Origin of the sequence: Microvirga flocculans ATCC BAA-817 (assembly GCF_000518665.1) — a bacterium.
Lineage (GTDB): Bacteria > Pseudomonadota > Alphaproteobacteria > Rhizobiales > Beijerinckiaceae > Microvirga > Microvirga flocculans.
Genome location: NZ_JAEA01000011.1, coordinates 79,297 through 93,439, shown reverse-complemented (window position 1 = coordinate 93,439; position 14,143 = coordinate 79,297). Strand labels below are relative to the sequence as shown.

Sequence of the window (14,143 nt, the reverse complement as noted above, 5' to 3'; positions counted from 1 at the left end):
TTCCTGGAGTTGCGCGTCCTGTGCAGCGTCGACATCCCGGAGAGGCCATGAGCAGCCCTTCTGACCAGACGGCGCAACGGCGTCTCGCAACGGTCCTCTGCGCGGATGTGGTCGGCTATTCCGATCTCATGGCCCAGGACGAGGAAGGGACCATGAGCCGTCTCAGGGACCTTCGCCGGCGGGTGATCGAACCAGGGATCCGCTCCCATCACGGCCGTCTGGTGAAAACCGTCGGCGACGGCTTCCTGGTGGAGTTCTCGAGCCCCGTCGAAGCCGTTCGCTGTGCGGTCGAGCTTCAGGAAAGCATGGCAGAGGACGCCCGGCTCTCGGCGATCCATCCGCTGCGCCTGCGCATCGGCATCAATCTCAGCGACATCATGATCGACGATGAAGGCGACATCTTCGGTGACGGCGTGAATGTCGCGGCGCGCCTGCAGAAGATCGCGATGCCGGGCGGCATCTGCCTGTCAGGCAAGGTCTACGAAGAGGTGAGGGACAAGGTTCCCTACACCTTCGAGGATCGCGGAGAGCAGGAATTCAAGAATATCGGGCGGCCGATTAGGGTTTTTTCACTCCTGAAGGGTCTCGATCTTTCGAAAGGCGTCGTCAGCCACCGAACCGTCGTGCCCATCCAGGACAGACCGTCTATCGCCGTTCTTCCCTTCTTGAACATCAGCCAGGATCCCGAGCAGGAATATTTCGCCGACGGTATCGTCGAGGATATCATCGCAGCTCTCTCCCGCTTCAAATCCTTCTTCGTCATCGCTCGTAATTCGACCTTCACATACAAGGGGCGTGTGGTGAGCGTGCAGCAGATCGGGCAGGAACTGGGTGTGCGCTACGTGCTCGAAGGCAGCGTGAGACGATCCGGAAAGAGGATCCGCATCACGGCGCAGCTCGTCGATGCCGTGACCGGCGGGCATCTCTGGGCCGAGCACTACGACGGCGTGGTCGAGGACGTCTTCGACCTTCAGGATCAGATCACGGCGAGCGTCGTCGGATCGATCCAGCCGTCGATCCGGGCTGCCGAGATCGAACGCGCAAAACGCAAGCGGCCCGAGAACCTGGATGCCTACGACCTGGTCATGCGGGCGCTTCCCCATGTATGGTCACTCGATGCCGAGGCCAATCAGGAAGCGACATGGCTGATCGACAGGGCGCTCGTTCTCGACCCGAGCTATCCGCTGGCTCTCTCACTGGCGGCATGGTGCCGCGGGCAGCGGATCGTCTACAACTGGTCCGTGAACGTGCCGGACGACAAGCGCGAGACCTTGCGCCAGGCGCAGGCTGCTGCGGCGTTGGCTCATGACGATCCCTTCATTCTCACGGTCCTGGGAGCTGCACTGACGATTACGCGGGAATATCAGCGCGCCGCGTCGATGCTCGAGCGGGCCCTGGCGCTGGATCCGAACTCCGCTTGGGCTTGGAACCGTAGCGGGTGGCTGCACAATTACCGGGACGATCCCGAGGTCGCGATCCAGCATTTCGAGCATTCCCTGCGCCTGAGCCCGTTCGATCCCATGGCGTTCAACTGCGAGATGGGAATCGGATGCGCCCATTTTATCGCGAAACGCTACGATCTCGCTGCGCTGTGGCAGGAGCGGGCGCTGTCCGTGAATCCGAGTGCGACCTGGATCCTCCGGACGCTTGCGCCCACCTATGTCTTCGCCGGAGACCACGAGAAGGCGCGAAGCTGCATCCGGGACCTCCTCAAAGCTTATCCCGAGATCCGGATTTCGGACATCCGCCAGGCCCTGGCCTTCAGCGACGAGGTTATGGGCCGCTTCGCGCAGGGCCTGCGAGAGGCGGGCCTTCCTGAGTGAGCAATGAAAAAGCCGGGAGGGTGGGGCCCTCCCGGCTTTTGTTTTACTGCTGGTTCTGTCCCTGAAGGAGCGGCGTGATCCGGCGCAGGGTCACGCGGCGGTTCTCCCGCTCGGGCCCCTGGCTGGCCACCTTCAGATACTGCTCGCCGTAACCCTGGGTCGTGAGGTTCTCGGCGGGAATCTGGTAGCGCTGGGTGAGGATCGTCGCGACCGTTTCGGCGCGGCGGTCGGACAGGGTCAGGTTGTCCTCGTCTGAGCCGACCGCATCCGTATGGCCTTCCACGAGGAAGATCTCGTTCGGGTTGCGGGAGATGGCTTGGCGCAGACCGTCCGCGATGCCCCTTAGGGCGTCGATCTGATCCGGCGGCAGCTCCCAGGAGCCGAACTCGAAATTGATCGTGTCGAGGTCCACGCGCCGCATGCGCTCGCGAAGGGACTCGCTGCGGCGGATCTCATCGAGGGTGTAGGCGCGCTCGATCCGTTCCACGGGCGGCGCCGTGAAGGCCTGCAAGATGTCGGCTTCCGAGGCGCGTTCCGTCTCGACGATGTACTGCTCGCGCGGAATGCGGACCACGGGCGGAGGCATGCGGATGACCTCCTCCTCGACGTAGCCGTATCCGGGACGCCGGTCTATGCCGCTGCGCCTGTTCTCGATGAGAACGATCTCGCGGCCCGCGGGCTCGCGCCGGATGCGGCGGATGAGGTTTCCGTCATCGTCACGAACGGTCACGATCTCGGAACCGTCGGGGCGCCGCACGATGGTCACCTCCTCGCCTGGGCCGCGTCGCTCCACGCGGATGTCGGCGTCGCGATAGGTGCGGCGGAACCGTTCCGTCTCATCGTGGCGGATGATGACGTCGTTGCCCTCGCGGATGATCGTGCGGTTGCCCGGTTCCTCGATGATGAGCCGGTCGCCCTCGCGGCGCTCGCGACGCTGGCTGCGCAGATCCTCGATACGCACCCGCGATGGGTCGAGGGGCTGCGCCGCGACGGGAGCGGAACGCTGAGGAGCGGTCTGGACGGGCGCCGGGAGCGGCGCAGGTTGAGCCCGCGTCGCAGGGGCCGGGGCGACGGGCTCTTGCTGCGAGGGGCGTCCGTCGCGCCGGATGTCCGGACGCTCGGTCTCGCCGGAGCGGGACGGACGCTCGGTTTCGCCCGGACGCGGTGCTCCGGTCCGCTGCCGGTCGGAAGCCGGCGGGGTCGCAGGCTGTGCCGCAGACGGCGCGGCGGGGCGGCGGATCTCGTCGGTCGGGGTTCCGGAGCGCGGGCGTTCGGCGGCGGGCCGTTCGCGCTCCTGGTCGCGATCCTGGGCCGCGGGGCGCTGCTGCCGCGACGGGGTTTCCACAGGTGGCCGGGCCCGCTCAGCGGGAGCCTGCTGTTCCGGGCGAGCCGGGGTTGCCGGGGTTGCGCCCGAGGGAGGTACTGGGCGTTCGGCGGGACGGCCCTGCTCGCGACGCTGGCGCGGGGCCTCGGGGGTTTCGTCGGCGCCTGGCGCGCGCGACCCGCGCGTTGCATCGGGGCCGCCGCGTTCCGCCGGACCCGCATCACGCGACGGGCGCTGGCCGCGCTCCTCGGAACCGCCCCGGCGCTCTCCATCCTGCGGTCCCTGCCTGCGTTCCTGACCCTGACGGCCCCGCGGCGAATCCGCATCTTGCTGGCCCGGCCGCTTCTGGCGGGTCTTGGGCGGCAGTTCCTCGTCGGGTCCGGGCGAGGCCTGGGCCATGACGAGGGGAGCGGTCGCACCCGGCTGGAGCGCCGACACGCTTGCGGGCAACAGAACCAGGGGCAGGGCGGTACTCACAAGAAACAGGCTGGAAAGCTTCATGATCCTCAATTCGTCATCTGCGCGTTAGGGTCATCGACAATGCCAAGGTACCGCATTGGTTCCGCCGAGGGACTGGTCCAGCTTCCACAACCGAATCTTAGCAGTTGTGCGATATCGTTGGAAAACATGGCGAAAAGCCGACCGGATCCATATATCCCAGGTTCAGGAAGCCACTCGCCGAAGGCGCCCGCGACCGATGCATTGGACTGACGAAGGCGTCGTTCTCGGCGTCCGCAAACATGGGGAAACGAGCGTCATCCTCGAGCTGATGACGCGCGATCACGGCCGCCATCTGGGCCTCGTCCAGGGCGGGCGCTCGAAGAGCCTCCAGGCCGTGCTGCAACCCGGGAACACCGTTCAGGCCACCTGGCGGGCGCGGCTCGACGAGCATCTGGGAACCTATCAGGTCGAGGGTCTGGAGCTGCGGGCCGCACGGCTCATGGGCTCCTCCATGGCCCTTTACGGCCTGGCGACCCTGGCCCATCTCCTGCGCTATTTCCCCGAGCGGGATCCGCATTTCGCCCTGTTCGAGACCCTCACGGTGCTGGTGGACCACCTGGACGACCCGGACCTCGCCCCCGCGCTGTTCGTGCGGTTCGAGCTCGCCATGCTCACCGAGCTCGGCTTCGGGCTGGATCTCGCGCGCTGCGCCGCCACGGGAAGCGAACGGGACCTCGCTTACGTCTCGCCCCGAAGCGGACGGGCCGTCTCGGCCGAAGCCGGCGAGCCCTACAAGGACCGGCTGCTCAGGCTTCCCGGCTTCCTGATCGGCCAGACCAGGGCCAATCGGCCCCGGGAGGAGGATATCCGGGACGGATTTGCGCTCACGGACTTCTTCCTGCATCACAACGTCTTCGCCCCCCAGGGACGGCGGGCGCCGGAGGAGCGGGCGCGTTTCGTCGCACTGGCCACGGCTGGGGACGAATGAGGTTTGTTTCTGTTATGTTCTCATTTCAGATGATAAGAAGCGATTCGCAGTTGAGGATTTCCACGCATGGGTAAGCCGGTCAATCCACCGTCAGGCGGCGAGATCGAGAACATCAATCTCAAGGACGCCCTGGAGGAGCGCTACCTGGCGTATGCGCTCTCCACCATCATGCACCGGGCGCTGCCGGACGCACGCGACGGGTTGAAGCCTGTCCACCGCCGCATCCTGCACGCCATGCGGCTCCTGAAGCTCGACCCCAAGTCGGCGCCGAAGAAATGCGCCCGCATCGTCGGCGACGTGATGGGTCAGTTCCACCCGCACGGCGACCAGTCGATCTACGAGGCGCTGGTCCGCATGGCGCAGGATTTCGCCCAGCGCTATCCGCTGGCCGACGGGCAGGGCAATTTCGGCAACATCGACGGCGATGGCGCGGCGGCGATGCGCTACACCGAAGCGCGCATGACCGAAGTGGCCCGGCTGCTGCTGGAGGGTATCGACGAGGATTCCGTCGATTTCCGCGAGACCTACGATCAGGCCAACGAGGAGCCGGTGGTGCTGCCCGCCGCCTTCCCGAACCTGCTCGCCAACGGCTCGCAGGGCATCGCGGTCGGCATGGCGACCTCGATCCCGCCGCACAACGCCGCCGAGCTCTGCGATGCGGCACTGCATCTCATCGCCAAGCCGAGCGCCACCTCCGAACAGCTCATGCAGTTCGTGCAGGGTCCCGATCTTCCGACCGGCGGCATCGTCGTGGATTCTCCGGCCTCCATGGTCGAGACCTACACCACGGGGCGCGGCTCCTTCCGCGTGCGCGCCCGCTGGCACAAGGAAGAGCTGGGTCGCGGCAGCTGGCAGATCGTCGTCACCGAAATTCCGTATGCGGTGCCGAAGTCGCGCCTGATCGAGAAGATCGCCGAGCTGCTGCAGGAGAAGAAGCTGCCGCTGCTCGCAGACGTGCGCGATGAATCGGCCGAAGACATCCGCGTGGTGCTGGAGCCCCGCGCCAAGACGGTCGATCCGATCATCCTGATGGAATCGCTCTTCAAGCTCACCGAGCTGGAGAGCCGCGTGCCCATGAACGTGAACGTGCTCGCGGGCGGCAAGGTGCCGAAGGTGCTGGGCCTGGCCGAGTGCCTGCGCGAATGGCTCGACCATCGCCGCGAGGTGCTGATCCGCCGCTCGCGGTTCCGGCTGGCGGCCATCGACAGGCGTTTGGAGATCCTGGGCGGCCTGCTCATCGTCTATCTCGACCTCGACCGGGTGATCAAAATCATCCGCGAGGAGGACGAGCCGAAGGCGGAGCTGATGCGGGTCTTCAAGCTCACCGAGGTCCAGGCCAACGCCATTCTCGACACGCGCCTGCGGAGCCTGCGCAAGCTCGAGGAGATGGAGCTCAAGCGCGAGCAGAAGAGCCTGCAGGACGAGAAGGCCCAGATTGAGAACCTGCTCGATTCCGAGAAGGTGCAGTGGAAGACCGTCGCCTGGGAGATCAAGGAGGTCCGCAAGACCTTCGGTCCCGAGACGGAGCTGGGCCGCCGCCGCACCACTTTCGATCAGGCGCCGGATACGTCCGACATCGACTTCGCGGAGGCCATGATCGAGCGCGAGCCGATTACGGTCATCGTGTCCGAGAAGGGCTGGATCCGCGCCATGAAGGGCCATCAGGCCGATCTCTCGGGCGTGCAGTTCAAGGGCGACGATGCGCTGAAGACGGCCTTCTTCGCCGAGACGACATCCAAGATCGTCGTGGTGGCGGATAACGGGCGCTTCTTCACGCTCGATGCGTCCAAGCTTCCCGGCGGGCGCGGCTTCGGCGACCCGATCCGCCTCATGGTCGACCTGGAGGAGGGGGCGGACTTCATCGCGGCCTTCCCTTACAAGGCAGGCTCGAAGCTGCTGGTGGTGGGCACGGACGGCCGCGGCTTCGTGGTCCCGACGGACGACATCACGGCGAATACCCGCAAGGGCAAGCAGATCCTCAACCTCGACGCGCCCGCCAAGATGGTGGTCTGCACCGAGGCCGAGGGCGATCATGTCGCCATCATCGGCGAGAACCGCAAGCTGCTGATCTTCCCGGCCAACCAGGTGCCGGAGATGACCCGCGGCAAGGGCGTGCGCCTCCAGCGCTACAAGGACGGCGGCGTCGCCGACGCCAAGGTCTTCAAGCTGAAGGAAGGCCTGACCTGGAAGGACACCTCGGGCCGCACCTGGACGGTCGCCAAGGAGGATCTGCGCGACTGGCTCGGCAACCGCACCGAAGCCGGCCGCCTGCCGCCGAAGGGTTTCCCGAAGTCGAACAGGTTCGGGGAGTAAGGCTCACCGGAAAGTCATCCCGGATGAAGCGAACATCCGGGATGAAAAACCTACGATTGATTGCCCGTTTGCTCAGCCGACCCGCACCCAGCCGTGCGGCAGGAGCCGCTCCTGCGGCCTGAAGCGGGCCTTGTAGGCCATCTTCTTGGAGCCATCGACCCAGTAGCCGAGATAGAGGTAAGGCAACCCCATCGCTCTGGCGCGGCGGATGTGGTCGAGAATCATGAAGGTGCCGAGGCTGCGGTCCTGCATCTCGGGCTCGTAGAACGAATAGACCATGGAGAGGCCGTCGCTCATCTCGTCGGTGAGGCTGACGGCGATCAGGTCGCCTTCTCCCTTGCCCGTGATGTCGCTGTCGATGCCGCGCCGGCGATACTCGATCAAGGTCGTGTCCACGTGGCTGTCCTCGACCATCATGGAATAGTCGAGCATGGTCATGTCGGCCATGCCGCCATCCGCGTGGCGGGTGTCCACGTAGCGGCGGAACAGGGAGTATTGCTCCGATGTCGGGCGGTTGGGCAGGGCGGTGCCGATCAGGTCGGCATTGTCCTTCAGAACGCGCTTCAGGTTGCCCGAGGGCTCGAACTCGTCCACCAGTACCCGCACCGAGACGCAGGCACGGCAGGTTTCGCAGGCGGGGCGGTAGGCGATGGTCTGCGACCGGCGGAAGCCGCCCTGGGTGAGGATCTCGTTCAGCTCGCGCCCGCGCCGCCCCACGATATGCGTGAAGACCTTTCTCTCCTCCTTGCCCGGCAGATAGGGGCATGCGGATGGCGAGGTGAGGTAGAATTGCGGTGCGTCGCGGGGCTGGCTCGTCAAGCGGGAAAGCCTTGTGGAGAAACCTTGAGCGCTGATTCAACGCTCCAAGGATAACATTGGTGTCAGCCGCGTCCAGGAAAAGTGGGCGGATGCTGCGGAGGCGTGGTCGTGCGCTGAAAGATCGCGTCACACCTCTCGACCTCATCCTGAGGAGCAGACGCAGTCTGCGTCTCGAAGGAGTCTCCAGAGAGCGCTGGAAACGCCCTCGTCCTTCGAGACGGTCACTGACGCGACCTCCTCAGGATGAGGGCTTATGGGATCCTCTCCGCCCCATGGCTCAGGCCCTCACCACCATCATGCCCGTGAGCAGGTCGCGGATGAAGCGCCTGTCGTCGCGCACGAAGCCGATCAGCACGTCGCAGGCCCAGAGCAGGAAGGTCGAGATCGCGACATAAAAGAAGAGCGCGTGCACGGCGGCGGCCAACGGCGACACGCCGCGCCCCGTCTGCGGGTCGATCACCCGCAGGCCCATGGTGCGCATGCCGACCGTGGCCTGAGCCGCGCCGCCGATGGTCACCGCGTTATAGACGATGAAGATCAGCGCCGTGAGGGGCAGCGCGAAGAACAGCCCCCAGCCGAGGCCGAGAGTGATGATCCCTAGGAAGAAGATGCCGATGGAGATCAGCACGACCCAGAGCGCGATCACGACCAGATCGATCAGGTAGGCCCAGAAGCGCCGCGCGATGACGCCCTCCGTCAACCTGCCCGCCTCGTAGGATGGGTAGTTCAGGGTCGGCGGGTAGGGTCGGTTGACCATCGATGTCTCCTCAATGAGCGGTCTGCGGAAGGCAGCGGGAATCGATGCGCTGCGGCGCGAGCCCCTCGGCCGCGAGCGCCTCGAATACCTCCAATGTATGTTTCCTGTCGCGGGTTTCGATAGTGATGTCGATGGAAACGCCCTTGGCCGGCACGTCGAGGAACAGGCGGCCATGGGAGACTTCGAGGATGTTGGCGCCCATGTTGCCCAGCAGGCTCGCCACCCGGCCGAGAAGGCCCGGCCTGTCATGGGAGGTGATGCGGAAGGAGGTGATGCGGTCGTCCCGCTCGAGCTCGCGCACCATCACGGATGCCAGGATCCGCGCGTCGATGTTGCCGCCGCAGAGCACGAGGCCGACGCGCTTGCCCTGAAAACGCTCGGGCTGCGCCAGCATGGCGGCGAGACCCGCCGCGCCAGCGCCCTCGGCCATGGTCCGCTGGAGGGTGGCATAGGCGTTCACCGCGCGCTCGATCAGAGGTTCCTCGACGGTGACGATGTCGGAGACGAGGTCGCGGACGATGGGCAGGGGAAGCTGGCCGACCGTCTTGACCGCGATGCCTTCAGCCAGCGTCGCGCCGCCGATGGGCCGGTGCTCGCCGCGGATGGCGTTGATGAAGGAAGGATAGAGGGCGGCCTCCACGCCGATGATCTCGATGGAGGGCTTCAGGGCCTTTGCCGCCACGGTGATGCCGGAAATCAGGCCGCCGCCGCCGATGGGCACGATGATCTGGTCGAGGTCGGGGGCGTCCGCCAACATCTCCATGCCGATGGTGCCCTGTCCGGCCATGACCTTCGGATCGTCGTAAGGATGGACGAGGACGAGCCCCTCCGACGCGATGATCTCGCGGACGCGGTCGGCGGATTCGTAGAGGGTTTCGCCGTACAGGATGACCCGTGCGCCGTAGGCACGGGTGTTCTCCGCCTTCACTAGCGGGGCGCTCTCCGGCATCACGATGGTGGCCGGGATGCCCAGGCGGCGGGCGTGATAGGCCACGGCCTGCGCATGGTTGCCAGCCGACATGGCGATCACGCCGCGCTTGCGCTCCTCCGCGTTCAGGCTTTCCAGCTTCGTCACCGCGCCGCGCTCCTTGAAGGAGCCTGTCGGCTGCATGTTCTCGTGCTTCACCCAGACGGTGGCGCCCGTGAGCTGAGACAGGCGCGGCGCGGGAACGAGGGGCGTTCGCAGAACCTGCCCCCGGATCGTCTCGGCCGCGCGTCGGATGTCTTCGATGGTGATGGCGTAATCGGCCACGTTGTCCTCCGTACTTGTTATTATACGCCCTTAAACGGGTCTTGGTGTGGGATCTCTGAAGCCCAGCAGGCCGCCGGGCCGGAAGATCAGGAATACGACAAGGGCCCCGTAGAGCGCCATGTCGCGAAGCTCGATGGGCAGATACGCCGACCACAGGGTCTCGAACAAGCCCACGGCGAAACCTCCTAACATTGCGCCGGGGATGGAGCCAATCCCGCCGATGATGGCGGCGATCAGCGCCTTGAGTCCGTATTGGAAGCCGCCGGCAAAGCCCAGGCCGCCGTATTGCGCCACGATCAGCATCCCCGAAAGGCCCGCCATGGCTCCGGCCAGCGCCAAGGTCTGAATGAGGAGGCGGGGTCCGTTGACGCCCAAGAGTGCGGCCGCCTTCGGGTCGTCCGCATAGGCGCGCCACGCGCGCCCGAAGCTTGTGGTCTGGACGAGCCAGAGAAGGCTCGTGGCGGCGGCTGCGCCGATGCCGGTGGTGACTGCCGTGATCGGTGTCAGGCTGACGAGGAAATCCTGGGCGCGGGCGAAGGGCCACGCCTCGGACCAGATCGGCGGCAGCCAGACGGTCACGGGGCTCTGCACGAGCCGCAGGTACTCCATGAGGAAGAGGGAAAGCCCGACCGTCGCGATCAGGCTCGGCTGCGAACTCGCGGCTGTGATCCGGCCGATGGTGAAATACCCGCCGACGGCGCTGTGGCTGGCGCCTGCGAAGAGGGCCGCCGCCAGCCCGGCCGCCAGCCCGGTCAACGGCGAGGTCGCGCCGGAGCCCAGCGCGATCGAGGCGCCCGCGATGGTCGCTGCCGAGCCGATCGCGGCGAGTTCGCCGAAGGCGAGGTTGATCCGGCCGCTCAGGCCGAAGATCAGGGCGAAGGCCACGGAGAGCAGGGCGTAGATGGCCGTTCTCGGCAGGCTCACCAGCACCTGCTGCAGCCAATAGGCCGCCGCCGGCGGGATCTCGGCCACATCCGCGGCGGAACGGCTGCCGGGATCGCCTGCCATGCCTTCGGGCGTATCGAGGTAGTAGCGCTTCAGCAGGTAGAGACTGGCTCCGGACAGGGGGCCCTCCTCGGTGCCGAGGCCCGTCAGCTCCGCCTTGTTGGGCGAGAGCCCTTCGGCGGCGAACTGGCAGATGGCGAACCGCTCCAGCACGGGGCGGTCCGCAGAGGCGACGCTATAATCGATCCGCAGGCTTCTCGGGACCGGTCCCTCGCGCACCCGCTCGACGGTGATGACGCCTCCAGGGTTGAGGGCCGGGAGGGCGGAGCGGCAGACCCGCGTCTGCTCCGCGTCGATGGCAACGGTGCAGGCGGACAGAAGGCCCGAGGCCAGCAGGAATGCGGCCAGCCGCCACATTCCGGGGAGCCTTGAGCCGAACACGCGGAAGGGCCCGCTCTGCGCCTGACGGTCAGCCTTGCGCTTTGAGCCTCTCGGCGACCTGAGGCGCGAAATAGGTGAGGATGCCGTCCGCGCCAGCACGCTTGAAGGCCAGGAGGCTTTCCATCATCGCCCGTTCTCCATCGATCCAGCCGTTCTGGGCCGCAGCCTGGATCATGGCATACTCGCCGGAGACTTGGTAGGCGAAGGTCGGAACGCCGAAGGTGTCCTTCGCCCGGCGCACGATGTCGAGATAGGGCAGGCCGGGCTTCACCATGATCATGTCCGCGCCCTCTTCGAGATCGAGGGCGACCTCGCGCATGGCCTCGTCGGAATTCGCCGGGTCCATCTGGTAGGTGCGCTTGTCGCCGACGAGGGTGGCATTGGTGCCGATGGCGTCGCGGAAAGGGCCGTAGAAGGCCGATGCGTATTTCGCCGCGTAGGCCATGATCTGCACGTCCTGGAAGCCCGTCTCGTCGAGGGCGGCGCGGATCGCGCCGACGCGCCCGTCCATCATGTCGGAGGGAGCGATGATGTCGGCCCCGGCTTCGGCCTGGAGCAGCGCCTGCCGCGCCAGGAGGGCGACGGTCTCGTCGTTCAGGATCAGCTCGCCGCTCATGACGCCGTCATGGCCGTGGCTCGTATAGGGATCGAGGGCCACGTCGCAGATGATGCCGATGTTGGGCACCGCTTTCTTGATCGCGCGCACGGCGCGGCAGACGAGGTTGCGCGGGTTGAGCGACTCCGAGCCGGTCGGATCGCGAAGCGCGGGATCGGTATAGGGGAAAAGCGCGATGGCGGGGATGTTCAGGGACGCGGCCCGCTCGGCCTCGCGCACGGCCTCGACGATGGTCAGCCGTTCCACGCCCGGCATCGACGCCACGGGCGTGCGGCCGCTGTCTCCTTCGACGATGAAGATCGGCCAGATCAGGTCGTTCGCCGTCAGCACGTTCTCTCGCACCAGCCGCCGTGCCCATTCGGCCTTGCGGTTGCGCCGCGGGCGATGAGACAGGTTCAGGGAAGACGTCTGGGCTTCACCCGAGGAGGGGCGGGGCAACGGCGACAATTTCGACATGATCCTCATCCAACCCCGGCTTCGACATTCCGGGTTCGCGAGAGGGTTAGCACACTTGAAACCTTCTAAAAAAGGGTTCGAGGTCGCAGTTTAGCCCGATCCATGGAAGATCGCCGTCAAACCAGCCATGCATTGACGGCTGGCCCCGGTCTTGTTTTAAGCCGAAATGAAACAAAGGAGTGTTCCATGGACGAGAGTGTCGAAGTCGTCTGCGAAAAGCAGGGGAAGGCCGGCCTCATCACGCTCAACCGTCCCAAGGCGCTCAATGCCCTGACTCTCACCATGGTCCGCGAGATGCGCCGGGCGCTCGATGCCTGGGCGCAGGACCCGTCCGTAACGCGAGTCGTCGTCCAGGGCGCGGGCGAAAAGGCCTTCTGCGCAGGCGGCGACATCCGGCGGCTGACGGACCTCCTGAAAGCCGGGGAGAAGGACGAGGCGCTCGCCTTCTGGCGTGAGGAATACCAGCTCAACATCCGCATCAAGCGCTATCCGAAGCCCTATGTTTCCCTCATCGACGGCATCGTCATGGGCGGTGGCGTCGGCGTGTCCCTGCACGGCTCCCACCGGGTGGCAGGCGGGCGCTATCTCTTCGCCATGCCGGAGGTCGGCATCGGCTTCTTCCCCGATGTCGGCGCGACCTATGCCCTGCCGCGCCTGCCGGGCCGGATGGGAATGTATCTGGCTCTCACGGGAGAGCGGGTGAAGCAGGCGGATGCCGTCATGCTGGGCCTTGCCACCCATGCGGTGGCGAGCGAGAGCTTTCCGGCCCTGCGAGAGACCCTTGTCGAGGGCGAACCCGTGGACAGGGCGCTGGCGCGATTGGCCGCCGATCCGGGCCCCGCGCCGCTGGAGGCGGAGAGGGCGACGATCGATGCCTGCTTTTCCTGCGAGAGCGTCGCAGCGATCCTCAAGCGTCTCGACGAGGCCGCAGCCGGGGGATCGGCCTTCGCCGCCGCGACCGCCGCAGGCATGCGCGCCAAGTCGCCCACGAGCATGAGCATCGCCTTCGAGCAGGTCCGGCGGGGCGGCTCCCTCGATTTCGAGGAGGCCATGAAGACCGAGTTCCGGATCGTCTCGCGCATCGGGGACGGCAAGGATTTCTACGAGGGCGTCCGGGCGGTCCTGATCGACAAGGACAACAGGCCCCTCTGGCGCCCCGATTCGATCGAGGCCGTCGACAGGAAAGCCATCGAGCAATACTTCGCCGGGCTCGGCCCGCACGAGCTGGAGATCGCCTGATGATCGGACGTAACGCCAGTCAGGGATCGCCGCCCCAGGCGGCGCGGGAATATCTTTCCGACCGGATCGAGGAGCGCCCCGTCGCCCAAGGATTCATGCGCTGGAGCTTCGTCCTGACCTGGTTCATGCGGATCCTCGCCATCCTGTGGATTATGAAGGGGCTGAGTTCCTGGGCCGTGATCCTTGGGATCTGGACACCCATCGGCCATTTCGAGGCCCGCTCGACGGGCTATCAGGCGACCGTCATCTACTTCGCCCTCATCGACCTGATCGCGGCGGTGGGCCTCTGGATGGCGAGCACCTGGGGCGGCATCATGTGGCTCCTGGCCGTTATGAGCCACCTGATCCTCGCAGCCTTCTTCCCGGGGATCATCTCGGGCGGGTTCCTTACGGTGACATTCTTCCTCACTCTGATGGCCGTCTATCTCGTCATGTCCTGGCTGGCGGCGCAGGAAGGGCAATAACGTAAGGGAACTTAGAGGAAATCCCTGACAAGGCACTCGAGCTTCTCACACAGAAGTGTTTCCCCAAAAGCACAGTTCGACGTTACATGGCATGCTGGAGCGGTTCGGAGGCACCGGGGAGTGTTCGGGCTGCCGTTTTGCCATAAAACGGCCTCGATGTTCCCCGTTTTCGATACCGTTCTTTAATCCTATCCCGGCACATATCGCCGGGAAAGGGGCGTTTCGGGCACCTGTCCGCCGCTTCCTCCGTCGACCACACCTAACC

The 14,143-nt window shown here is 65.9% G+C and carries 11 protein-coding genes; 5 read left to right on the top strand and 6 right to left on the bottom strand.

Features of this window, described 5'->3' with window-relative positions; genetic code table 11:
* Positions 1-47 precede the first annotated feature (47 nt).
* Positions 48-1,823, top strand: a complete 1,776-nt coding sequence (locus tag L879_RS0113710; RefSeq protein WP_027316608.1) for an adenylate/guanylate cyclase domain-containing protein — start codon at positions 48-50, stop codon at positions 1,821-1,823.
* Positions 1,824-1,866: 43 nt separating this feature from the next.
* Here L879_RS0113710 and L879_RS24325 read toward each other — a convergent pair whose 3' ends face one another.
* Positions 1,867-3,648: an OmpA family protein gene (locus tag L879_RS24325; protein ID WP_245265235.1), complete on the bottom strand. Its 1,782-nt coding sequence runs from the start codon at positions 3,646-3,648 to the stop codon at positions 1,867-1,869.
* A 196-nt stretch (positions 3,649-3,844) separates the two neighbouring features.
* On the opposite strand from L879_RS24325, the gene recO reads away from it, so the two are divergent.
* Both recO and parC read left to right on the top strand, forming a co-directional pair.
* The gene (gene recO, locus L879_RS0113700) at positions 3,845-4,576 is read left to right on the top strand and encodes a DNA repair protein RecO (RefSeq protein ID WP_027316606.1); all 732 of its coding nucleotides are present in this window, start codon (positions 3,845-3,847) and stop codon (positions 4,574-4,576) included.
* A gap of 66 nt (positions 4,577-4,642) precedes the next feature.
* Positions 4,643-6,889, top strand: coding sequence for a DNA topoisomerase IV subunit A (parC, locus tag L879_RS0113695; RefSeq protein WP_027316605.1), 2,247 nt, complete (start codon positions 4,643-4,645; stop codon positions 6,887-6,889).
* Positions 6,890-6,961: 72 nt separating this feature from the next.
* On the opposite strand, the gene L879_RS0113690 is transcribed toward parC, so the two are convergent.
* The 5 genes from L879_RS0113690 to hemB form a co-directional block, all read right to left on the bottom strand.
* The gene (locus tag L879_RS0113690; RefSeq protein ID WP_027316604.1) at positions 6,962-7,708 is read right to left on the bottom strand and encodes an arginyltransferase; all 747 of its coding nucleotides are present in this window, start codon (positions 7,706-7,708) and stop codon (positions 6,962-6,964) included.
* Positions 7,709-7,985: 277 nt separating this feature from the next.
* On the bottom strand, positions 7,986-8,465 hold the full coding sequence (locus L879_RS21685) for an RDD family protein (protein ID WP_051435312.1): 480 nt from the start codon (positions 8,463-8,465) through the stop codon (positions 7,986-7,988).
* A gap of 10 nt (positions 8,466-8,475) precedes the next feature.
* Positions 8,476-9,717 carry a threonine ammonia-lyase gene (locus tag L879_RS0113680; RefSeq protein ID WP_027316603.1) on the bottom strand — a complete coding sequence of 414 codons (1,242 nt, stop codon included), beginning with the start codon at positions 9,715-9,717 and terminating at the stop codon, positions 8,476-8,478.
* Positions 9,718-9,747: 30 nt separating this feature from the next.
* Positions 9,748-11,079 (bottom strand): branched-chain amino acid ABC transporter permease, encoded by a 1,332-nt coding sequence (locus tag L879_RS21680; RefSeq protein WP_051435311.1) that lies wholly within the window; start codon positions 11,077-11,079, stop codon positions 9,748-9,750.
* Positions 11,080-11,131: 52 nt separating this feature from the next.
* Entirely contained in the window at positions 11,132-12,175 is a 1,044-nt protein-coding gene (gene hemB, locus L879_RS0113670) for a porphobilinogen synthase (protein WP_027316602.1), read from the bottom strand.
* 186 nt (positions 12,176-12,361) lie between these two features.
* On the opposite strand from hemB, the gene L879_RS0113665 reads away from it, so the two are divergent.
* Entirely contained in the window at positions 12,362-13,414 is a 1,053-nt protein-coding gene (locus L879_RS0113665) for an enoyl-CoA hydratase/isomerase family protein (RefSeq protein WP_027316601.1), read from the top strand.
* Positions 13,414-13,878 carry a DUF6163 family protein gene (locus L879_RS0113660; RefSeq protein ID WP_027316600.1) on the top strand — a complete coding sequence of 155 codons (465 nt, stop codon included), beginning with the start codon at positions 13,414-13,416 and terminating at the stop codon, positions 13,876-13,878. Before L879_RS0113665 ends, L879_RS0113660 begins: the two co-directional genes overlap by 1 nt.
* The last annotated feature ends 265 nt before the right edge of the window (positions 13,879-14,143 follow it).

Coding starts and splice junctions, on each gene's coding strand:
- L879_RS0113710 (WP_027316608.1), top strand. CDS start 48: ATGAGCAGCCCTTCTGACCAGACGGCGCAACGGCGTCTCGCAACGGTC.
- L879_RS24325 (WP_245265235.1), bottom strand. CDS start 3,648: ATGAAGCTTTCCAGCCTGTTTCTTGTGAGTACCGCCCTGCCCCTGGTT.
- recO (WP_027316606.1), top strand. CDS start 3,845: ATGCATTGGACTGACGAAGGCGTCGTTCTCGGCGTCCGCAAACATGGG.
- parC (WP_027316605.1), top strand. CDS start 4,643: ATGGGTAAGCCGGTCAATCCACCGTCAGGCGGCGAGATCGAGAACATC.
- L879_RS21685 (WP_051435312.1), bottom strand. CDS start 8,465: ATGGTCAACCGACCCTACCCGCCGACCCTGAACTACCCATCCTACGAG.
- L879_RS21680 (WP_051435311.1), bottom strand. CDS start 11,079: ATGTGGCGGCTGGCCGCATTCCTGCTGGCCTCGGGCCTTCTGTCCGCC.
- hemB (WP_027316602.1), bottom strand. CDS start 12,175: ATGTCGAAATTGTCGCCGTTGCCCCGCCCCTCCTCGGGTGAAGCCCAG.
- L879_RS0113665 (WP_027316601.1), top strand. CDS start 12,362: ATGGACGAGAGTGTCGAAGTCGTCTGCGAAAAGCAGGGGAAGGCCGGC.
- L879_RS0113660 (WP_027316600.1), top strand. CDS start 13,414: ATGATCGGACGTAACGCCAGTCAGGGATCGCCGCCCCAGGCGGCGCGG.